Below are 20838 nucleotides of genomic sequence, written 5' to 3'. Positions count from 1 at the left end.
GATCGGGGTAGGTCTTTTACTGGCTCTCTTCGAAAAAGAAGGGTTCTTTAATCTTCAAGCTCCCATCTCCCGAGACCTTAGCTCTATCTAGTTAAACTTTCAAGAAAAGGTCGTACAGTGGAGTACATGACCACGGCATCCCCCGGCGAGCCCCGCTGGCTCTCCGACGAAGAGCAGAGCGTCTGGCGTGCGTACCTCCACGCCACCACGCTCATGGAGGACCACCTCGACCGCCAGCTGCAGCGCGATGCCGGTATGCCGCACATCTATTACGGACTGCTCGTCCAGCTCTCCCAGGCGCCCCGCCGCCGGAAGCGGATGACCGAGCTCGCCAAGGACGCCAAGATCACCCGCTCCCGGCTCTCGCATGCCGTCGCGCGGCTGGAGAAGAGCGGCTGGGTGCGCCGCGAGGACTGCCCGTCCGACAAGCGCGGCCAGAACGCGGTCCTCACCGACGAGGGCTACGAGATGCTCCGCCGGTCCGCGCCGGGCCATGTCAGCGCCGTACGCCAGGCGATGTTCGACCGGCTCACACCCGAGCAGATGCGCTCGCTCGGCGAGATCATGCAGGTCGTCGCCACCGGACTGCAGCCGGAAGGCACGGACGCGGACCTGCCCTGGCTGCGCTGAACAGTCGTCGAACGCGGCTCTGCCCCGGTTCCGTCGAGCGGAACCGGGGCAGAGCCGCGTTCACCTCACTTCACGTCACGCGTTACGCGACCCACGTCGGTGTTCAGTCCTCAGTGGGCGAGGACCGGGACCTTGAACTCGTCCTCGACACCGTCGGCGTCACCCGAACCGGAGGTTCCGGTCGCCGAGGGACGCCCGGCGTTGACGAAGGTCACCGCGATCGCGGCAGCCACCACCAGGATGCCGACGGCCCACCAGATGGCACCGGTGAAGCCGTGCACCATCGACTGGAGCTTCAGCAGCTCCGGGTCGGTGGCGCCGAGTGCGGCGTGCGAGGTGGCGTACGCCGTCGCGGCCGAGGCGGCAATGGTGTTCAGCAGCGCCGTACCGATCGCGCCGCCCACCTGCTGCGAGGTGTTGACCATCGCGGAGGCGACACCCGAGTCCCGCGGCTCGACGCCGTGCGTGGCCAGCGACATGGCCGGCATGAACGCCGTACCCATGCCCAGCCCCAGCAGGAGCTGTGCGGGCAGGATGAGCGTGGTGTAGGAGGAGTCGATCTCCAGCTGCGTCAGAAGCAGCATGCCGACGGCAGCGGTCAGGAAGCCGGGGCCCATGAGCTTGCGCGCCGGAACCCGGGTCATCAGCCGGGCACCGATCTGCGTCGAGCCGGTGATCATGCCCGCGATCATCGGGAGGAAGGCGAAGCCCGTCCTGATCGGCGAGTAGCCCTTCACGACCTGCAGGTAGTACGTCAGGAAGAGGAACAGCCCGAACATCCCGATGGTGGCCAGACCCAGCGAGAGGTAGATACCACCGCGGTTGCGGTCCAGCAGGACGCGCAGCGGCAGCAGCGGCGACTTGACCCGGGCCTCGGTCAGGACGAATGCCAGGAGCAGCGCACCGGACGCGACGAACATGCCGATGGTCAGCGCGTCCGACCAGCCGGCGGACTCGGCGCGGGTGAATCCGTACACCAGAGAGACCAGACCCAGCGCCGACAGGACGACGCCCGGGATGTCGAGGGACGAGCGGTTGCGGCTGCCGGCCGGCTCACGGATCACGAAGTACGCGCCCGCGGCCGCGACGACCGCGAACGGGATGTTGACGAAGAACGTCCAGCGCCAGTTCAGCGCCTGGGTGAGGAAGCCGCCGAGGATCAGGCCGACGGCGCCACCGCCACCGGCGATCGCACCGTAGATGCCGAACGCCTTGGCGCGCTCCTTGGCATCGGTGAACATCACGGCGAGCAGCGACAGGGCCGCAGGGGCGAGCAGCGCGCCGAAGGCACCCTGGAGGGCACGCGAACCGAAGAGCATGCCCTGGTTCTGCGCCGCACCACCGAGCGCGGAGGCCAGTGCGAAGCCGATCAGGCCGACGACAAAGGTCCGCTTACGGCCCCAGAGGTCGGCGATCCGGCCCCCGAAGAGCAGCAGGCCGCCGAAGGCGAGGGCATAGGCCGTGATGACCCACTGCTTGTTGGCATCGGAAATGCCCAGGGCCGTCTGGGCGTGCGGCAGCGCGATGTTCACGATCGTGGCATCGAGCACGACCATCAGCTGCGCAAGGGCGATGAACGCCAGCGCTTTCCAGCGACTGGGGTCCGGGAGTCGGATATCAGCTGTTTTTGACATGGAGGTATCCACCTAGGGACGCGCGTGGGCGCGCGAAGTCGTGAACCGAGAGGTCGGTGAACGGGCAGTCGGTCGAGGACGGTCGGCGAGACGACCGTCGACTGAAGGGAGCGCGGCGAAAGGGAGCGCGGTGAAAGGGAAGGGATGGTCAAGGCATGGCGGGCGCGCCACCGGGCACCCGGCTCAGGGGCCCGGTGCGGGCGTCATGGCCGGCGCCGCAGATCCTCCAAGGTCGCAGCCGTTCCGGGCAGTTGGGACCGGCCCGGAGCCTCCAGCCCGTCCAGGAACAGCTGTAGATGGCGGTGGGTGAACCGGTCGATGTCCAGGCAGCCGGTGCCGGGCAGTGGCCGGGTGAGCTGGGAGAGGGCGACCAGCACGTCACCGACGGCGATGTCGGCACGCAGGCGCCCCGCGGACATGGCGCGCGCCACGAGCCCTTCGGCGGCCTCTTCGAGGCGCCGACGCTCAGCGAGCAATTCGGGATGATCCCTGTCGAAGACGCCGGACAGCATCGGACACAGCGCCCCGATCCGTTCGTCGGCCGCCGCGTGCACAAAGCGGCTGAGCGCGGCAAAGGGATCGGCCTCTTCGGCCGTCGCCTCCTCCGCACGGTCGATGGTGCGGGAGGTGACCGCGAGCACGACCTCGTGCGTCAGCGCGGCCCGGTCGGGGAAGTTCCGGTAGAGCGTGGCGTTGCCGACGCCGGCGCGGCGGGCGACCTCGTCGAGCGGCACATCAGGCCCGAACTCGACGAACATCTCGCGCGCGGCCGTCACGATCCGCTCCCGGTTGCGCAGCGCGTCGGCCCGCGGACGGGTCGTCCGGGGCTGCACTGCCCCCGTGGCGGTGCGGGTGACGGTATCCACGACGGTTGCCCCTGCCTTCCGGCTCTTTTGGCCCTCATCACGACGCTGTTGGCCATTGCGACGCTCTTCGTTCTTCATGGCGCCCCCTTCCCGTAACCGGGGACCATCTCCCCGCTTTCGCGGGGACACAGGTTCAAACGGGGAAAGGATCCCCGGTTATTTCCCACCACGACGTGACCTGACCCACACCACCAGAACGGGAAAACCAACCGATCGGCGCACCCAACGAGCGGTGCCGCACCACCCGTCACAGGCTGATCCGCAGAGGGCAGTCGGGGTCGGCCGGCTGCCGCGGACCCCGAGGCGCCTATATGCAAAAGACCCGCCACCGGATACGCAGGCACCGTCACCCGATCGCTCTCGGCTCGGCAACAGCCCTGGTCATTGCCGCAACGACCACGGCCAGCAGCAATCTCCCGATACCCAGCCGGGCCTCGGCCGGCCCGGTGACCACGGCCCGCTCGGCGGGGATCGCCCCGTGCCGGATACCGGTGACCATGGGCGTGCAGATGTCGGAAGGCATACCGACTCCGGCGGGCTACGCCCGCTCCACGGGCAGGATTCACGCCCTCAACCTGATGATCGACTTCCCGGACGCGCCGGGCCCCGAGTCGGCGATGGACCGGTACGCCGAATTCTTCCCGCAGACGGCCAAGTGGTTCCGGACCGGTTCGTACGGGCGACTCACCTACATCCCCGACGCTCCTGTGAAGTCCTGGCTGCGGATGCCCCTGTCGTTCTCGGAGTACGGGATAGACCGCGGATCACCGTACGAGCCGGGCTACCACCGCCTCGCCGAGGACATAGTCGCCGCAGCCGACCCGAAGGTCGACTTCAGTACGTACGACCTGGTCAACATCCTGGTCACCCCGAACGCCGGGCCCTCCGCCCTGGACACCGTTCTGTCCGTGACATTCTCCGGCAATGACGACGCCCCGCACGCGGACGGTGTCCCGCTCACCAATGCGTCCTTCATCTACAGCCGCCAGGACGACGGCTCCGGGTCGTACGCGCAGACCGGATACCGCGTCCTGCCGCACGAGAACGGCCATATCTTCGGCCTTCCCGACCTCTACACCCTGGAGGGCGGCGGCTCGGTGGGGCACTGGGACATCATGTCCGAGGACTGGGGGGTCAATAACGATCTGCTGGGCTGGCACAAGTGGAAGCTCGGCTGGCTGGACAACAAGCAGATCAGCTGCGCCTCCAAGCCCGGCACCAGCGACCACGTCCTGAAACCGCTGGCCACCAAGGGCGGCACGAAACTGGCGTTCATACCGCTGAGCAGTGAGTCCGGCTACGCGGTGGAGGTACGGACCCGGGCGGGCAACGACCAGGCGGTCTGCCGGCCCGGCGTGCTGATCTACAAGGTGAGCTCGGACGTCGACACCGGTCAGGGACCGGTGTCCGTGGCGGACAGCACCAAGGACAGCAGCGGCTGCACCCGGCAGCCCAATGTGCACTCCGAGCTCTCCGACGCCCCCTACGAGCCGGGCGAGACCTTCACCGACCGGGCCGGTGGGATACGCATATCCGTGATCGACAAAGACGACAAGGGGGACTACCGCGTCCGGATCACTCGCCCCTGACCACAATGATCACTCGCCCCGACCGCCCGTGATCACTCTCTCCCGCCCATTGGCGTCCACTCATCCGACCGCCCGTGATCACTCGCCCGACCGCCGGTGATCACTCGCCCCCGACCGCCCGCCGCACCTCCGCCTCGACAGGCCCGCGCAACTCCCGCTTGAGGATCTTCCCGGTCGGATTCCGGGGCAACGGTTCATCGCGTACGAGCACATGGGCCGGGATTTTGAACGCGGCCAGACTCCGCCCGACGTGCGCCCGCAGCTCCTCGACCGTGACCGTGGCACCGGCCCGCAGCCGGACGACGGCGGCGACCTCCTCGCCCAGGACCGGGTGCGCCACCCCCAGCACCGCCGCGTCCTCGACGTCCGGGTGGTCGTGCAGCGCTGCCTCGACCTCCACGCAGTACACGTTCTCCCCGCCGCGGATCACCATGTCCTTGATCCGGTCGACGACACTGACCCGCCCCTCGTGCACCACCGCGAGATCACCGGTCCGGAACCAGCCGTCGGTGAACGCCTGCGCGGTCGCCGCCTCGTCCCGCCAGTAGCCGCGGACCAGGGACTGGCCACGCAGCCACAGCTCACCGACCTCGCCCTCGGGCAGCGCCTCGCCCGCAGGACCGGCGATCCGCACCTCGGTGGTGGGCGTCGGACGGCCGACGCTGCCGGGGTGGAGCCGGTATTCGGCGCCGAAGTTCGCCAGGACACCACCGCTGGTCTCGGTCAGGCCGTAGCCGTTGCGGGGCTCGATCCGGTCACCGTGACGGGCGGTCAGCTGCGCGACGAGGTCGGGCGGGGCGGCGGCACCGCCGGTGTTCAGCATCCGGAGGCTCTCCAGGCCGTCGCCCGCGCGCTCGGCCGCGGCGAGCAGCTGGAGCGCGGTCGCCGGGACGCCCGCGTAGTGCGTGACGCGGTGCTCACGGATCAGCCGCAGCGCCTCCTCGGCATCCCATTTCCGCATCAGGACGAGCGTGCCGCCCGCCGCCATCGCCGCGTAGAAGCCGGTGAACGCGGCGACATGGAAGAACGGGAACGTCAGCAGCGACACCGGGGCGGGCCCCTGCCCCGGGATGATCCCGCGCCCGAGCATGGAGGCTGCTGCGTGGTACCGCGGGTTGAGTGCGGCCCCCACCTGGGCGAGATGCGTGGCGACCGCGCCCTTGGGCCGGCCGGTGGTGCCGGAGGTGTAGATGATCGTCGCGTCGTCCTCGGGCCGGATCTCGACCTCGGGGGGCGCGGCGAGCGGATCGGGCGCGGGCAGGTCCTCGTACCGCTCGGCGCCGTCCGGAACCGCGCCCTCCTCGTGGAGGACGACCACGCGCGCCCCGTTCTTCGCCGCCCACCCGGCGACCCTGGGCAGACGCTCGCCGTCCACCAGGAGCACCCTCGGCTCGGAATCGTCCAGCGCGTACGTGAACTCGTCCTCGGTCCACCAGGCATTGAGCGGTACGGCGACCAGACCGGCCAGCTGCGCGGCCCAGAAGGCGATCTGCCACTCCGGGTGGTTACGCATCGCGACGACGGCCCGGTCACCCCGGCGGAGCCCGTACTCCCCGGTCATCCGGCACGCCAGCGCGGACGCGGCGGCGAAGAACTCGGCGTACGAGTAGCTGCGCTCCCCCGCGATCAGGAACGGCCGGTCCCCGAAGGCCCAGGTGGCCTCCACGAACTCACGGAGCGTCCTGGGCCCGTCCGCGTACACGAGTGAGCCCGCATGCACCCCGTCCTCCACCCGCACCACGGCGAACGGGGCTCCCGGACCGGTGAGCGCGGCTTCGATACGAGCGACGGCCTCCGAGGCGGCTTCTGCGGCAGCGGCCGGTGCCTGGGCGTCCGGGTCGGGAGTGGCGGGGGTCGGGTCGGTGTGCGGCACGAACGACCTCTCCAAGCGCTTGCTCAGTACATTCGCGACGGTATGCCCGCCCCCGCCCCTCGTCAAGACACCGTCCCGCCCCGCCTCACCACCCCACGGGCAGGCTGCGCGGGGCCCGCGTGACCTGCCCGCTCGTCCAGTCGGCCGGGCCGGCCGCATGGAGTGCGGGGAAACGGCCGACCAGGGCGGCCAGGGCCTCCTGGAGCTGCACCCGGGCAAGTTGCGCACCGACACAGAAGTGGACGCCGTGTCCGAAGGCCAGGTGCGAGGAGACGTGGCGGGTGAGGTCGAGCACCTCGGGCTCGGGGTGGACACGCTCGTCGTGGTTGGCCGACGCGGTCAGCGCGATCACCGCATCCCCCTCCTTGACCGTCACGCCGGACAGCACCACGTCCTCGGTGGCCACCCGGAGGTTGGCGCCCACGGTGGCCTGGGCGTACCGCAGCAGTTCCTCGACCGCGCCGGGGATCGACGCGGGCTCGCGGCACAGCAGTTCGTAGCGCTCCGGCTGTTGCAGCAGCAGGTGGATCAGACCGGCGAGGCGGTTCGAGGTGGTGCCGTAACCCCCCGAGAGCAGGACGATGCAGAAAGAAATGAGTTCGCCCTCGCTCAGCCGGTCACCCTCGTCACGCGCCGCGATGAGGACGCTCAGCATGTCGTCGGCCGGGTGGGATCGTTTGGCGGCGATGAGTCCGGTGAGATAGCCGGTCATCTCGTCGACCGCCGCCGTCACTTCGGCATTCGTCAGGGCGGTGACGCTGCGCATCGCGCTGTTCCAGGCGTCGAGCCGGTCGCCGTCCACGCGGGGCGTGCCCAGCAGATCGCAGATGACGGCCAGCGGGAGCGGCCGGGTGAAGTGCGCGACGAGATCGGCGGGGCGGTCCTGCCCCGCCAGTTCCGCCAGCAGACCGTCGGCCAGGATCGCGATGTCGCGGCGCATCGCCTCCGCCCGGCGCACCGTGAGCGCGGGGGCGATGAGCCTGCGCAGCCGGGAGTGCTCGGGCGGGTCGGCGGCCAGGATCGAGTCGGGCAGGGTGGTCGTGCGGTTGATCCGGGGGCCGCTCCCCCGGGTCGCACGGGCGCGGCTGAAGGAGGAACCGGCCAGGACGCGGCGGACGTCGGCGTTGCGGGTGACGAGCCATGCGGTGTCGCCGCTGGGCAGCCGGACCCTGACGACGGGAGCGTCGCGGCGCAGTTCGGCGAACTCGGGGACCGGTTCGAGCCCGTCCGCGTAGTCGAAGGGGAACGACAGGAGGTTCTCTGTCCGGCCCATGAGGTTCTCTGCCTGTTCCATACGGCCCTCCATCAGCGCCGGTCAGGGGCGTTCGTACACGGAGACGTGGTGGGCGCTGTCGCGGGTGAAGGGCGCTCCCGCCCAGTCGCCCCAGCGTTCCTTGAGCCGCAGACCGGCCCGGTCGGCCATCAGGTCGAGCTCGCCGCAGCCGGCGTAACGGAACTCGACGCGCAGATGCCGGGTGCCGCCGTCCTCGTGGATGACGTAGTGCGAGCGGTAGCGCTGGGCCGAAGGGTCCAGCCGCCGGTAGCACAGGACCAGATGGTTGTCGCCCTCCATGACGATCTCGGGCCCGGTCGCCGCTGCGAGGGCTTCGGGCACATGGGAGTCGAAGACGAAGAGGCCGCCCGGGGCGAGGTGCTCCGCCACATTGGCGAAGCAGCGCAGCTGGCTCGACTGGTCCGGCAGTTCGAAGAACGTGCCACCGGCCAGGAAGACCAGCGTGAAATCCCCGGTCACCGGAACGTCGGCGAAGTCCCCGACGGTCACGGGCATCCGGTCTCCACCGAGCTTGGCGTGCAGACGGCGGACCATCGCTTCGGAGCCGTCGACACCGTGCACATCGATGCCGCGCTCCCGCAGGGGCAGGGATATCCGGCCGGTTCCTACGCCGAGTTCGAGTACGGGCCCTTCACCGGCGAGGGCGGCGAGGGCCTCGATCGTCGTACCGCTGGTGCGCCGTTTGCCGAACCAGCGGTCGTACTCGTCGGCGAACTCGGTGGCGTAGCCGGGCCGGGGGCGTGGACGGTCGCCGTTCATGTCGGCTCCTAACCGAACGGATGGGGGTGGCCGGAAGTGGTGCGGGAGGGCAGCGGAAGCGCTCCGGGGGCAAGCACCCGGACCACCCGCACCCCCGCGTCGCGGGCGGATTTCGCGGTGGTCTCGACGAGGATCACGTCCTGACCTGTGTGCTCGGCGAGGACCGGCAGCGGATCGGTCCGCACGGTGATCTCCCCCGCACCGTCCGGGCAGGGCCGCACGCCGTCCGTCCGCACAGCGGTCTCCCCGGCGCCGTCCGGGCGGGGCCGCACGGCCCACAGCCCGAGGCTGTCCTGCCGGTGGTACGCCCACAGCGCGTGCTGCACGGCGGTGGCGGGCGGCCCGGAGCCGTGCCACCGGTCCCAGGTGGCGCGGGCGACCGGCGTCCGCATGCTCCACCGCACCATGAGCGCTTCGTACGTCGCCTTCTCGACCAGGGCCGGGACCGTGTCCGCCGGACCGCACCGGGCCCCGAACGCCTGACCCGTACCGTCCGGGCGGTGGAGGCACACGACGGCGCAGACGGTTCCGGCGGGAGAAGGCACACCGAACGCCGTCGCCCGCAGCCGCCCGGCCCGGACGAAGTCGGCCAGCGGCGACGACACCGGCGCCTGGATCACGGTCGGCGGCCGGTCGGCGAGCCCGTACCAGCTGCGCCGCACCAGGTCGCGTTCGAGCACCTCCCATGCCGCGTGCCGCGCCGCCGACGCGAGGTCGGGGTGCGCGGCGACTCCGGTGGAGCCGGCGGACGGTGCCGCGTCGCATCCGGCCGGTGGGCGGTGGTGCAGAAACGCGGAGCCCGCCGGTACGAGCAGCTCCGCGCCCCGGGTCGTACGGCCGCGGACCCACAGCCGCCGGGTGTCGGGCCGCGTCCGCGGTTCGAGGGCCGGTATCCCCTTGCGGCGCAATTCCCCGTAGGCCGCGACGACTTCGGCGGCGTCCTCGGCCTCCCGGCCCGCCATCACGTTCCCCAGTCGCTCCAGAAGCTCGCCTCGCGCACCGATGGCGACCTGCTCCCGGTCGTGCCCGGCAGCACTCCCGACGAGTACCGGTGCGCCTCCGGCCGCGCTGGTCCCCGCGAACGCCGCCGACCTGGCGGCGACCCGGGCGATCAGGATGTCCGGCTGGTCCCGGTACGGAGTGAAGACCTGGGGCGTCCAGGCACTCACGCGGGCTCCTTGAGCACTGCGGCGCACTCCGCGAGCACCTGGCGCCCGTGCGCGGTCAGCGCCTCGGCGTGGGCGGTCAGAGTGTTCACGGCCTGGTGTGCGGAGCCCAGCAGCCGTTCGTGCCGGGCCTCCACCGCCGGGCCCAGACCGTCGAGCCTCCGGTACAGCAGCACGCTGCGCGCCAGAACCACGGTCTGCTGGAACAGTCCGGTCAGCGGCCGGGGATCGGCCCGCAGCGGGGTGGCGACCAGCAGATGCCCGCGCCGGCCCGACGCGTCCGACCCTGCGGAGCCGGTCGGCCGATCGGGCAGCAGGAACGGTTCTTTCAGGGCGGCGGCGTTGCACCGGGTGTGCGCCCCCTCGTGCACCAGCGCCTCGGCACATCGCACGGGACCGGGGAGTCCGGCATCACTCGTCGCCAGACGCTTCCGGTTGATGAGAACGGCGCCGTGAACGGTGAAATCCGTGAACCCGTCGATCGATCGGCCTTCGAGCAGCGCGATTTCCACCACCGTTTCCCGCGTCTCCGCGGCGCTCTCGGGCCAGACGCCGGTCAGCAGGGAGACGGCCTCCGCCAGTACCGCACGCTCGGCAGCGTGCCAGGCGGCTACTTCGACACCGGCCGGCCGGGCGTCCACGCCCTCGGCGGCCGGTATGGCCCTCAGCGCACGGGTCACACTGCGGCGCAGGTGATCCCGCGGGCCGGCCGGTCCGAACGCCGGCGGTGTCATCCGGTCGAACAGATCGGCCAAGGTCCGCCGCCGGTCCGGGGCGAGCGGTCCGGACCGCAGCGCCCGCTGCACAGTGTGCACAGCCTCGACGGCAGCCGGTCTGCGCAGACCCTCGCCAGGCGGTGGCGCCAGTTCCGCCCGGTCGAGCACCCCACGCATGCGCTCCAGCAGTCCCGTTCGGTCGTCGACGGCTCCCTGTGCATCGGGCTCGACCCGCATCCTGTCCCCTCCCCAGCTCCCCGGCAGCGACATGCGGCGGACCGGAAGGTCCGCCGCACGGCGTTCTGTTGATGCGTCAGGTTCTAGTCGGGAAGGTCGACCATCAGCGCGAACTCGGGCAGTTCCGCGTCATCGACCTGCTCGATCTCCTCGTTGTTCATCGAGACTCCCTTCACCTCACCGGCCCCACCGTTGTCGGCAGAGGCTCACCGGCGGCCCCATCGTCAGCCAAGGGATCCACACGTCGCCATGGGTGAACGGGCGGCCACGGCGCGTACCGGCCGACGTCGCGAGGGCCGGAAAGCGGCTTGCCGGGCAGGCCGGAAAGCCGGGTTCCGTATCAACACCCCGTCCAGCACAGTGCGTACCGACGCCGAAGGGCGCCCCACACCCCCGGCCCAACCGCTGGAAACCTGGCAGTTTCCGCCCACCCGCGTGACTGTCCACCCCGCAAACAGTCCGGAAACCGCGACACTCCTCTCACTCCCGTCCCGCAGGTACGAGCGGACGGCCTCCCACCTGCCCGGCCGCGATGGCGCGATCCTCCGCCGCGTAGTCGAAGGCGGTCGGCCCCCAGCGCGCAGCGAGGCGGGGAAACGCCTCGCGCCAGTCGCGTCCACGAGCTGTCTCCACCAGCCAGGCCACCGTCTCGGGCAGCGAGCCCGCGTAGTCGCAGACGGGGCGATATCCCAGCTCGCGCCCGGCCAGACCCATGTCCATCACGAAGCTGCGCCGCAGCGACCAAGGGGTCTGTCCGAGTCCGGGCTCGCCGGGGCCGTCGATCAGATACTCCTCGGCCTCGTGCCCGAGCACCTCGTCCACGGCGGCCGCCATGGCCCGTACGGTCGGCGGCGCGGGATCTCCGACATTCAGCACCCGGTCACCGGGCCGCACCGCCGCCGCGAGCACCAGCTCAGCCAGGTTGCGGGCGGCCGACGGATGGCAGATGCCCGCTCCCCGATGGGCCAGCAGGCGCACGGGGCGCCGGTCGAGGGCCCGTTTGACGAAGTACCACTCCCTGGGAGCCGCCGACCCCGCCCCGTGCACCATCCCGGCGCGCAACAGCGTCACCGGAAACGGCGCCGACTCCAGCAACACACGTTCCAGAGCGACCTTGCCGCCCGCGTACGTGGTGTCATCGGGCGCGACCGTGGCCTGCTCCTCCGTCACCGGACCGGTAAATCGGGGGCACGCCCCAGGCAGCGCGTCGAAGCCGACCCCGTCGTCGTCCCGGTACACCATGCACGTCGAGATCACGGCGGCCGAACCCACCCGGTCACCCAGCGCGGCGAGTTGTGCCCCATGACGGGAGCCGAAGGCGACACAGTCCACGAGGACATCACACCCCTCGCCGACCACCCGGACCAGCGCCCGGTCGTCGTTCCGGTCCAGGTGGACCGTACGCACACCGGATCCCACCGGCCACACCACCCGCGGCCCGCCACCCCGGCTGACGGCCCGCACCTCCCACCCGTCCCGCACCAGCCGCTCCACCACGGCGACACCGATCTGCCCGGTGGCCCCGAGGACCACAGCGCTCTTCCCCATACCGACTCCCCCCCAGGTCGCGCGCCGCGAAGCTGCCGGAGATCCTGCTGCGCCGCGTGGCGCGGGATCCTACCGCTGCTGCCGCAACTCGCCATGACGTGGCAGGGCTTGGACATGGGCGAAGTCCTCGGGCACTCCGGTCCTCTCCATCCCGTCGTCGTCGCGGTAGAGCCGTTTGCGGCACCTCAGTTGACGACGCGTCCGGCCGCTCAATTGCGCGCTGGACTCACAGCGATTTCGCCGAGAACGTCGACCCCGCCTGCTGGTACACCTCTACCCGCTTTACCTTCCATTGACCATTGCTTTACAGTCGCCGGACGTCCTCGCGTGAGAGGAAGAGACCTCCGAAAGGCTGCGAGCCGAGTCCCCACCCTCCGGTACGGGCCACACCCACCCGCTACACTGTTCGCGGCGGCCCGGCTCTCACCGGCTGGACCACCACAACCCTGTCGGCAGTCCATCTGAAGTCCACCGCCCACCCGGGCCGGGTTCCAGACACGTTTTCCGACAGATCCCCGCCTTCGTAGCTCAGGGGATAGAGCACCGCTCTCCTAAAGCGGGTGTCGCAGGTTCGAATCCTGCCGGGGGCACAAGCGGGGGCCACCTAGTGACGTCACTAGGTGGCCTTTGACATCTACTCCTGACATCAACGGCAGCGGTCACTCACGGCCGGGCCGCCTCTTGAGCAGCCGGTCCATGTAGCTGATCGCCTCACGCTGTGTGTCCTGGACGACGTGCGTATAGACATCCATGGTGATGCTGATCTGGCTGTGCCCGAGGATCTCCATCACCACGCGGGGAGCGACCCGGCCGCGGTCAACAGCGTCGCGCAGCCGTGCCGGGCATCGTGCAGCCTGATCACGCGGAGGCCGGCGGATTCGGCGATGCGAGTGAAGGAGCGGTAGACGTTCCGCGGCTCGACCGGGCGACCGGTCCGGGTGACGAACACGTGCCCACCTTCCTGCCACGACTCCCCCGCACGAGCCTTGACATCAACCTGCCGCATTCGGTGCCAGCGAAGCGGAGCGATGCACATTGCCGGGAGCGGCGCAGCCCGTCGGCGTCGTCCATTGAGGTCGTCGTCGTAGAGAACGCCACGACGCCGTTGGGTCTGCTGACGAACGTAGAGGACCCGGTTGTCCAGGTCCACGTCAGTCCATCGGAGGCCGGCGAGTTCCCCGCGCCGCAGGCCCACCACCGACAAGCCTTCCGGCTGAGCGATCCGGGTTCTGGATGCCCTCGACCAACCCTCGGTCCATGCGCGCTCCCATGACGGCCGGAAGGTCACGGCCACGCCTTCCAGCGGCCGAGCTGTTACAGGTTTCTCTACCTCATCAAGGCACCCGGCTGCGCTCCGCTCCGCCGGGCGCGCTTCCCGGCTCTGGCTGCGCCCGCGCTCCTGCCTTCGGCCCGCTCGGCGCTGCCGCCGCCGACGCGCGCCCACGATGGATAGGCCAGGGGGCATGAGACGAGAACCAAGCCCGCGGCTTCAGACATGCCTCCGGCGGGGGCGCTCAGACTCCGGGATGGACGGGGCGCCGTTCGCGAGTGCCGGCCGGAGCATGGCGAGCGTCGTGGGCTCCCATCCCGGCCACCTTCGACCCAGGCAGAGCCGAGCAGTCGCGGCCCAGGGCGTCAAGGTCGTTCGTACAGTGGTGGGTTGGGATGGGTGGGGCCACCGACTTGCACGGCATCAGGCGCACACAGGTTCTGAGCTAGTCGGCAATGAGCTGCCAAGACGTCGCGAGGAACCCCCACAGGCCTCCCAGCGCCATCCAAGCGCCGATGTGCCGCTGAAAACCGAAGGAGGCAAGGCGGCCTTGCTGACCTCCGCGCCAGTGTTCGTGCAGCCGTTCTGGCACGCCCCGGAAGTTCACCAACACGGCCAGCCCCACAACAGCGACGACCGCGCTAAGTGGCAACACGACCCAAGGCGGGGCAGGGTCACGACTTGCCCCAGCGAGTTTGAACAAGTGCTGCTCCACCCCAGGCTGCATGACCCGATCATCGCAGCTGCGTGCCCCTTGCGTGCCCGATCGGTCGGTAGCGAGGGGGAAGCAGCGGCGAACTACAGGGAACTGGCAACTCCCTCGCAGGTCGGAGTCCTCGTAGGTCAGAGGTCATCCGCGTACGGGATCCTCCAAACTGGTGCTCCAAAGCCCTCGCGCCGGCGCTTGACTGAGCCGTCAACGGCGACTCGGGGGGCCTTCTCGTTTCACATAGGCGATCACGACGGATACGACGGTGGTCACGACGAGGCTCCCCACCATGACCATCCCCACGCCGACCATGAAGAGGCCGCTGGAGTCGTCCGACCAGTCGTAATAGGCGGCAATGGTCAGGCCGACCGTGATGCCGAGCACAGCACCTGCGATGTAGCGCCGGGATGCCGCCCAGTACACCAGCGCCAGCAGAGTCAACACCAGCCCGATCACCTGCCACGCCTCGTACGGGCCGGTCGTCGAACCATCAGGGTGCACGTCACGCTGCTGGTCCCAGCCCAGCCAGGCAGCCCACGCCCCTAGCGTCACCACAGCCAGCACGAGGACCGCCAACAGCTGGGGAACGAGTTTCAGTAGTCGTTGTCGCATGGCCCAAGCGTTCCGGCTCGCCCCATAACCGACCAGAGCGCAAGTACTCAACTCTGCCCGAGTGCCTTGGCCAACATCTGATGCTGGTCGGGCTTCGGAAGCTGCCGTGCGACGCTCATCGGAGCCCACCCCTGTTCCGTAGCCGCGGTACAGGGGTGAAGTACAGAAACCCCGCCGACCGTCAGCACCCACTCTTGATCCTCAGAGCCCGTCTGACCCTCAGTGCGAACAGCCGATGCGGTTCGGTGGGTTGGCACGCTGCCAGCGGGAGGATGACGGCAAGAGGATCCACCGAGGCACATGGGGCTGCCCACGGCGGCACGTCTGGTGGCAGTGGGCCGACCGGCCGGACGGGCTCTGGAGCCCTGCCCCTGTCCGGGGCTGTTCAGCGACTGACATCAGTAGCTGACAACAACGAACCGAACGTCGGCCTGATGTGTAGCCGGATCACCGCCTCGTTCCGTTCCCTGCTGCGGTCGGCCAGCTTGCGGTCCCGAAGCCACGCATCGGCGTACTCGATGAAAGGAACAGCACCCTTGTCCGGGTCTTCCCACTGGCCGCGCGAGATGTCCGCCTCGATGTGCGTCAGCGCGACTTCGGCGTCCGTCTTGGCCGCGTAGGTCTGCTCGGCGCTGCGGAGCTGCCCTGTCGCAGGATCACGGTACCGAGCCTGCCAACGACCGGACCGCAGTTGCCGAACCGAGCCGAAGCGCCGGCGGTTGCCCTTCTTGTTGACCATCAGGCAACCCTCCGCAGCCCGGCTCGCCGGATCGTCACCGGCTCAACGGTATTGGCGGCGACGAAGGCCGCTACAGCGGTCTCGGGGATACGTACGTGTCGGCCGACCTTGACGAAGGTGATCCGGCGTTCCTCGATCAGCCACCGAGGGAACCGGACGGTCGTACCGAGGAGTTCGGCGACCTGGTCAACACTGAGCAGACGTTCCGTGGTCACCACTCCCCTGTGGCGTCGAGTTCGGTGCGGTGTTCGCGGGCGGTGTCACGGTTGTGTTGGATGTCGCGGTGGATGTTGGCGGCGAGCCAGGATTCGCCAGGGGTGTGTCCGTGGCCGGCGTAGGCCCAGTGGGCGAAGGTCAGGGGGTTGCTTCGGGGCGGTCGTCCGGGTCCGGCAGGCCGACGGCGGCGCGTTGCTGGGCGGCGCGATAGTCGGCGCGGACCTGTCGGAGTGCGCCGAGGGTGGTGGAGTAGCGGCGGGATTTGGTCGAGAAGTGGCCGCGGAAGCCGAACATGTGGGCCCAGTCCCGGAGCTTGCGATCGGGGTAGGCGTGGTGGAGGTCGAGGCAGGCTTCGATCAGGCGCCGGGGGTGCTCGGGCACGCCGAGCAGGAGGAGGGCTTCTTTGTTACCGATGCGGTGGTCCACGGTGCCGGTCGTTTCGGCTGCTTTGGTGGCGTACTTGGCGACGTAGGAGGCGACGGCTTGTTCGGTGAGGCCTTCGCCGTTCCCGAAGGCGCCGATGGGCTGGACGTCGAGCTGTGTGCCCCAGCGCAGCACCCACTCATTGACGAACCCAGCCTCCTCGTTGGCCGGCACGGTGACTTCGACCCGGGCGGCAGCAGCGTGGATGGCGTCGGTGAGCAGGTCGAGGGTGGCCCAGGCCGGGGGTGGGGAGTCGGGCCCGTCGGGTCCGTCGAAGCGGATCACGGCGTGGAAGTGGACCGCGCCGCGCTTTTGGTACTCGGCGACCTTGCCGAATGACAGGCGGGACTGTTCGCGGGCCGCCTTCTGGGTGAGGTCGGCTCGGCGGGCGATCTCTCGGCGCAGGTAGATCGTGAAGTAACGCCACAGGTCGGAGGCGTGGTTGTTCCACAGCACCGCGCCGGCGGGCCAGCGTAAGGGGCCGTGATCACTCGCGCCAAAGCGACTCCCGGCCAAAGTCGCTGCGCCGCCCGCGCTGTACAGTCCGGGCTGGGGGTTCGATGACTGACAAAGACTCGGTACCGGGCAGACTTCTCAGGGCCGGTAGCCGTTTTGGGTGGACACTCGTGGTGATCCTGTTGATCACCCTCGTGGCACTCGCCCTCATGGGCATCCTGAGCCTTTTCGTCCCGCTCTTTGTCATCCTGGGCGGCACCATCGACCATTGATCGAGCCCGTAGGTGTTGACGCGGTCAAGCACCGGCGGGAGGGCAAGTGAGCGACGGGGCAGGGTCTGGCCGTGCCACTCTCGTGCCAGAACGGACGGGGGCTCACGGGGAATCGGGGTCCGCAGGGGTGAGTTCGGCCGGAGTCTGCCCAAGGTAGGGAATCCGCAGGTCACACGTATGATCGCCCAACCTCGCTCCTACAGCGGGTGTCGCAGGTTCGAATCCTGCCGGGGGCACAGAGAAACATGAGGTCAGGAGCCCGTCCGTCCGGTGGACGGGAGGGCTCCTGCGTTTGCGGCACACGGCGCACATGCCATGCGTGGGGATGACGGGGAGCCGTGCAGCATGCCCGTCAAGGGTGATCTGGCACCGGCACCGGCACCGGCACGAGAGTTGATCGACCGCCTTGCGTCGCTCATGCGGGCTGTCCTCAAGCCTGAGTACCGGGGCTGCTGAGGACAACTGGCCCCGAGCACTGATGACCTCGCGAAGTTGGGCGAGCTCAAGAACGTCCGGCCCGCTGCTCAGGAGGCGGGGCGCCGTCTTGGTTGGAGGATTCCCACACTCAATCGGGCCGGCAAGCCGTCAAACCCATCCGGTGTTCTTGCGGGACGCGGCTGCGCACCCCACCACACCCCACCCAAGAGACTCCTGCCCGAGCCACCCGCTCCTCCCCGCCATCGGCTTCGACACCCTGGTCGTCTCCATCGTTGCCCCGCCGACCAGCCACGCCGAGGCCCTCGCGGCCGGGCACTTCACCTTCTGCCCGGGCAACGTCACCCAAGGTGGTCCGAACAGTATCGCCGCCTATGCCAAGCACCTGATTGGGCAGCCCACTTGGGCCCTCTGGTGGGACTGACCCAGCCAGGCCGCATCGCCCGCCCGTACACCACCTTCGTAGAGTCGGAGAAATGAACCCGGACCACACTCCCGACACCGACGAACTGCTGCGCTGCACGTACGCCCGGTTGCTGCCCGCCGACTCGATCACCTCTGAGATCACCGGCTCCCTACGCTACGCGCGTCTCGTGGCCGACGGCCTCGTCTTCGCCTATGCCCTCGACCGGCCCACCGACGTACGGATCCTCACCGACCCGGACGTGGAGCGCGTCGGCCTGGAGGAGCTGGGGCAGGCGGCATTCAGGAACCTGATGCGCATACCCGTCACACACGAGGAGATCCCCTTCGAGGGGACGATCCTGCACTCCTTCTACGGCGACTCGCACTTCGTCGGCAGCCAGGCTCTGTTCCTGTCCGCCGCGGTCCAGCAGGTAACCGGCGAGTCGCTTCCGCACGCTGGTGCCCTTGTCGTCATGCCGAGCCGCTACAACCTGGTGTACCACCCGATCGCCGACGGCACGGTGGTCAACGCCGTCAACGGCCTCGCCGCCTACGCGCTGGGTGCCTTCGAGGACAGGCCGGGCGCACTGTCCCCGCGGGTCTACTGGTGGAACCGCAGCAGCCTGAAGTCGCTCACGGTCATCGACGAGGACACCCGATCCTTCTCCATCCAGCCGCCGCCACGACTGCTCGGACTGATGAAGGGCTTGGTCCGCCTCGACCGCGCCGGCCGACTCGCCACCCGTACCGCCGCCGAGGCGCCCGCTCCCGACCTCGCCGAACTCACCCGTGCCACAGCCGAGTCCATAGCAGGTCTCTCCCAGGACCCGGCCGTCGGCCTGGGAGACACTTTCGCCTCCGCCGTCGCCCACGCCCACGCCCGCTGCGCCACCGATCCCAGGGCAGCGCGCATCAACACATGGGACGCCTGGGCCACCGCCGTACAACTCGGCTCCGCCCTGTTCACCGGTGCCCAGCCGCAGGACTGCCGACTGGGCGAGGAACTCATCCGGCAGCTGCCGGCCACACCCGCCGCACCGCCCGCGGACGCCCGTGCCTGGCTCGATGCCCTCTACCTGGCGATCGTGTGCCGGGAGGGGGAGCGGATCCGCCGACTGTGCCAGGTGCCGCTGGAGACGCTGCGGCAGGACGACTCCGTCGACTCGTACGTGCTGAGCTGGATCGACACCCTGCAGACCTACTTCTCCGAACGCGACTCCATGGACGGGGTCGTGGAGAAGCTGGTCGCCGCCATGAAGACGTCCGGGCCCGAAGACGTGACCCACGCGCCGTTGGAGTTCGTGAACGGGATCGACTATCAGCCGATCACGCTCTTCCACCGTCTCATCGCACGGGACCACGACACCTTCGCCAAGGCACTCGCCGAAGCCCTCGCGGAACACGACGCCTACTGGGCCGAGTCGGCGGCACCGCGCGCCCAAGTGGCCCTGGGACCGCTGGCGATTGCGAGCCTCGCCTTCGACCACGGGTTCCCCATCGCTCCGGCCCAGCCACACCTGCCCTTGTTCCTGCTGAACCGCGAACGGATCGAGGAGATCCCCAGCCCCTGACCCTGCCCCCGGCCCGGCAGCGACCGTAAGCTGCATCGGCGCTCGCCAGACCGCGACACGAGTGGCAGGGCCTCTCGTATTTGCCGCACAGGGCGGACCGGTGGCTGTCTTCGGGGCAGCCTCGCGGAACGGATTCAGCACACATGAGGCCGGGAAACCTCGTGAACACGCGAGAACTACGGAGGTGTATTTTCCCCGGCCAGGCACCCCATTGCCGAAGTTTTCGCAGGTCACAGCCCCGCCCAGGGAAAACTCCTGAAGCGGGTGCCGCAGGTTCGAATCCTGCCGGGGGCACCGGGCAACAGGCCCCGGACCGATCACGGTCCGGGGCCTGTTGACGGCACCGTTGGACGGCAGTCGCGTCTCAGGTCCCCGGCAGACGGCGCTTGAGCAGGCAGTCCATGTGGCTGATCGCCTCCCGCTGGGTGTCGTGGGCGACGTGGGTATAGACGTCCATCGTGATGCTGATCTGGCTTGACCAGGTAGAGCCGCACGTGCGCTTCGTACTTGTCGTACGTACTGAGCTTGCGACGCGGCCGAACGTCCGCGGTTGTTTCGCTGGTGCAGCGGATGGGGCGCGGCGGGTCGACAGGCGAGCCGTAGCCGCTCGGGTCCCGCAAGTCCAGTCGGCCCGGTACTGCAGGGACACATCTGGTTGCGACCTGCGGCGATGCGCAAGGGCCGCCGCCTGGTCGCCTCTACCACCTGGCCCCTTCCCGTGTGGCCAGGCTGATGTGTCCCTGTAGTACTCGTTAGCCGTGCATCGCGGTGCTGTAGACGTACAGGGCGATCACACCGGCGACGCAGGCGAGGATCACCCATGAACCGAAACTGGTGTGTTTCCCGCTGCCTTTGGGCCGCGCGGCTTTCCCGGACTGATTGGACCGCTTGGACCGCCCGGGCGCTGCCCGTCCTGGCGCGACCGGCGCCACATCGGCCGCCGCCTCGGCGAGCAGGCGACGGCAGGTCGCGGCGAGCACGCCTGTGCCGGCGGAGAGGGGCACCACGGCCTCCGAACGCGCCGGAGCGGTGGTGCCGCCGTCCAGGATGCGCCCCGCGCGTACGAGGACCTCGTCCCGGCCGCCCGCCGGAGCGAGGCTGATCCACCGCCGTACATGCTCACCCCGGATGACCACACCGCCGGACCGCTCCCGGTACACGGTGTGTTCCCGCCACAATATCTCCGCCAACTCTCCGGCGGTGTCCCTCAGTTGTGCGCTCACAGCGACTCCCCCTCCGCCCCGCGGCGAATCGAACAAGCATCGCACTCTAGCGGCAGGCGCAGAGCGGGGGTCCAGCAGTCCCCCCGGCGGCCGTTCCCGCCCCCGGGCATGGATCCAGTACTACGGGGACACATCAGCGTCCAGGCGGGCCAGCCGCCGACCTTCGTCCCGACGATGTCGGAGTCGGGTGGCCAC

At 69.5% G+C, this 20838-nt stretch carries 17 protein-coding genes, 1 tRNA gene and 2 pseudogenes; 5 read left to right on the top strand and 15 right to left on the bottom strand.

Annotation, left to right across the window (positions count from 1 at the left end):
• The first annotated feature begins 117 nt into the window (after window positions 1-117).
• Window positions 118-630, top strand: a complete 513-nt coding sequence (locus OG953_RS25395) for a MarR family winged helix-turn-helix transcriptional regulator (protein ID WP_266360841.1) — start codon at window positions 118-120, stop codon at window positions 628-630.
• A gap of 110 nt (window positions 631-740) precedes the next feature.
• On the opposite strand, the gene OG953_RS25390 is transcribed toward OG953_RS25395, so the two are convergent.
• From OG953_RS25390 to OG953_RS25380, 3 genes are all read right to left on the bottom strand, one after another.
• Window positions 741-2264 carry an MFS transporter gene (locus OG953_RS25390; RefSeq protein ID WP_405687100.1) on the bottom strand — a complete coding sequence of 508 codons (1524 nt, stop codon included), beginning with the start codon at window positions 2262-2264 and terminating at the stop codon, window positions 741-743.
• A gap of 203 nt (window positions 2265-2467) precedes the next feature.
• The gene (locus tag OG953_RS25385; protein WP_405687099.1) at window positions 2468-3130 is read right to left on the bottom strand and encodes a TetR/AcrR family transcriptional regulator; all 663 of its coding nucleotides are present in this window, start codon (window positions 3128-3130) and stop codon (window positions 2468-2470) included.
• 346 nt (window positions 3131-3476) lie between these two features.
• Entirely contained in the window at window positions 3477-3653 is a 177-nt protein-coding gene (locus OG953_RS25380) for a hypothetical protein (RefSeq protein ID WP_405692476.1), read from the bottom strand.
• On the opposite strand from OG953_RS25380, the gene OG953_RS25375 reads away from it, so the two are divergent.
• Entirely contained in the window at window positions 3577-4719 is a 1143-nt protein-coding gene (locus OG953_RS25375) for a M6 family metalloprotease domain-containing protein (protein WP_405692050.1), read from the top strand. The two genes, OG953_RS25380 and OG953_RS25375, sit on opposite strands and share 77 nt — an antisense overlap.
• A 100-nt stretch (window positions 4720-4819) precedes the next feature.
• On the opposite strand, the gene OG953_RS25370 is transcribed toward OG953_RS25375, so the two are convergent.
• The 6 genes from OG953_RS25370 to OG953_RS25345 all read right to left on the bottom strand — a co-directional run bounded on the left by OG953_RS25370 (window position 4820) and on the right by OG953_RS25345 (window position 12312).
• The gene (locus OG953_RS25370) at window positions 4820-6592 is read right to left on the bottom strand and encodes a class I adenylate-forming enzyme family protein (protein WP_405687098.1); all 1773 of its coding nucleotides are present in this window, start codon (window positions 6590-6592) and stop codon (window positions 4820-4822) included.
• Window positions 6593-6677: 85 nt separating this feature from the next.
• Window positions 6678-7886 (bottom strand): cytochrome P450, encoded by a 1209-nt coding sequence (locus OG953_RS25365; RefSeq protein WP_405687097.1) that lies wholly within the window; start codon window positions 7884-7886, stop codon window positions 6678-6680.
• Window positions 7887-7907: 21 nt separating this feature from the next.
• Window positions 7908-8645: a class I SAM-dependent DNA methyltransferase gene (locus tag OG953_RS25360; RefSeq protein WP_405687096.1), complete on the bottom strand. Its 738-nt coding sequence runs from the start codon at window positions 8643-8645 to the stop codon at window positions 7908-7910.
• Window positions 8646-8653: 8 nt separating this feature from the next.
• Window positions 8654-9814, bottom strand: a complete 1161-nt coding sequence (locus OG953_RS25355) for a YcaO-like family protein (RefSeq protein ID WP_405687095.1) — start codon at window positions 9812-9814, stop codon at window positions 8654-8656.
• The gene (locus OG953_RS25350) at window positions 9811-10764 is read right to left on the bottom strand and encodes an aKG-HExxH-type peptide beta-hydroxylase (RefSeq protein ID WP_405687093.1); all 954 of its coding nucleotides are present in this window, start codon (window positions 10762-10764) and stop codon (window positions 9811-9813) included. Before OG953_RS25350 ends, OG953_RS25355 begins: the two co-directional genes overlap by 4 nt.
• 480 nt (window positions 10765-11244) lie before the next feature.
• A complete protein-coding gene (locus OG953_RS25345) occupies window positions 11245-12312 on the bottom strand; it encodes an NAD-dependent epimerase/dehydratase family protein (RefSeq protein ID WP_405687092.1) in 1068 nt (355 codons plus the stop codon).
• 517 nt (window positions 12313-12829) lie between these two features.
• On the opposite strand from OG953_RS25345, the gene OG953_RS25340 reads away from it, so the two are divergent.
• Window positions 12830-12902 (top strand) — tRNA-Arg (locus OG953_RS25340).
• A 69-nt stretch (window positions 12903-12971) separates the two neighbouring features.
• Here the strand turns inward: OG953_RS25340 and OG953_RS25335 are convergent.
• From OG953_RS25335 to OG953_RS25315, 5 genes and pseudogenes are all read right to left on the bottom strand, one after another.
• Window positions 12972-13507: pseudogene (locus tag OG953_RS25335) on the bottom strand (tyrosine-type recombinase/integrase); the annotation flags it as partial.
• 991 nt (window positions 13508-14498) lie between these two features.
• Complete coding sequence (locus OG953_RS25330; RefSeq protein ID WP_405687091.1) at window positions 14499-14903, bottom strand: hypothetical protein; 405 nt, start codon at window positions 14901-14903, stop codon at window positions 14499-14501.
• Window positions 14904-15288: 385 nt separating this feature from the next.
• Window positions 15289-15642 carry a hypothetical protein gene (locus OG953_RS25325; RefSeq protein ID WP_405687090.1) on the bottom strand — a complete coding sequence of 118 codons (354 nt, stop codon included), beginning with the start codon at window positions 15640-15642 and terminating at the stop codon, window positions 15289-15291.
• A complete protein-coding gene (locus tag OG953_RS25320) occupies window positions 15642-15860 on the bottom strand; it encodes an excisionase family DNA-binding protein (protein WP_405687089.1) in 219 nt (72 codons plus the stop codon). Before OG953_RS25320 ends, OG953_RS25325 begins: the two co-directional genes overlap by 1 nt.
• A pseudogene (locus OG953_RS25315) lies at window positions 15854-16746 on the bottom strand (replication initiator); the annotation flags it as partial. The pseudogene OG953_RS25315 and the gene OG953_RS25320, both read right to left, overlap by 7 nt.
• A gap of 861 nt (window positions 16747-17607) precedes the next feature.
• On the opposite strand from OG953_RS25315, the gene OG953_RS25310 reads away from it, so the two are divergent.
• Both OG953_RS25310 and OG953_RS25305 read left to right on the top strand, forming a co-directional pair.
• Entirely contained in the window at window positions 17608-17868 is a 261-nt protein-coding gene (locus tag OG953_RS25310) for a DUF4253 domain-containing protein (protein WP_405687087.1), read from the top strand.
• A 52-nt stretch (window positions 17869-17920) separates the two neighbouring features.
• Window positions 17921-19420: an immunity 49 family protein gene (locus OG953_RS25305; RefSeq protein ID WP_405687085.1), complete on the top strand. Its 1500-nt coding sequence runs from the start codon at window positions 17921-17923 to the stop codon at window positions 19418-19420.
• A 752-nt stretch (window positions 19421-20172) separates the two neighbouring features.
• On the opposite strand, the gene OG953_RS25300 is transcribed toward OG953_RS25305, so the two are convergent.
• Window positions 20173-20643: a hypothetical protein gene (locus OG953_RS25300; RefSeq protein WP_405687083.1), complete on the bottom strand. Its 471-nt coding sequence runs from the start codon at window positions 20641-20643 to the stop codon at window positions 20173-20175.
• Window positions 20644-20838: the final 195 nt, after the last annotated feature.

It is taken from the genome of Streptomyces sp. NBC_00057 (genome assembly GCF_045041165.1).
In the GTDB taxonomy this organism is placed as follows: domain Bacteria; phylum Actinomycetota; class Actinomycetes; order Streptomycetales; family Streptomycetaceae; genus Streptomyces.
Note: the sequence above shows the minus strand (reverse complement) of the source record. Positions and strands in the feature narration are given on the sequence as shown.

Excerpts from the sequence above, each read along its gene's own strand:
- OG953_RS25390 (WP_405687100.1), bottom strand. The coding sequence starts at position 2,264 with ATGTCAAAAACAGCTGATATCCGACTCCCGGACCCCAGTCGCTGGAAA.
- OG953_RS25380 (WP_405692476.1), bottom strand. The coding sequence starts at position 3,653 with ATGCCTTCCGACATCTGCACGCCCATGGTCACCGGTATCCGGCACGGG.
- OG953_RS25365 (WP_405687097.1), bottom strand. The coding sequence starts at position 7,886 with ATGGAACAGGCAGAGAACCTCATGGGCCGGACAGAGAACCTCCTGTCG.
- OG953_RS25360 (WP_405687096.1), bottom strand. The coding sequence starts at position 8,645 with ATGAACGGCGACCGTCCACGCCCCCGGCCCGGCTACGCCACCGAGTTC.
- OG953_RS25350 (WP_405687093.1), bottom strand. The coding sequence starts at position 10,764 with ATGCGGGTCGAGCCCGATGCACAGGGAGCCGTCGACGACCGAACGGGA.
- OG953_RS25345 (WP_405687092.1), bottom strand. The coding sequence starts at position 12,312 with ATGGGGAAGAGCGCTGTGGTCCTCGGGGCCACCGGGCAGATCGGTGTC.
- OG953_RS25330 (WP_405687091.1), bottom strand. The coding sequence starts at position 14,903 with ATGCGACAACGACTACTGAAACTCGTTCCCCAGCTGTTGGCGGTCCTC.
- OG953_RS25325 (WP_405687090.1), bottom strand. The coding sequence starts at position 15,642 with ATGGTCAACAAGAAGGGCAACCGCCGGCGCTTCGGCTCGGTTCGGCAA.
- OG953_RS25305 (WP_405687085.1), top strand. The coding sequence starts at position 17,921 with ATGAACCCGGACCACACTCCCGACACCGACGAACTGCTGCGCTGCACG.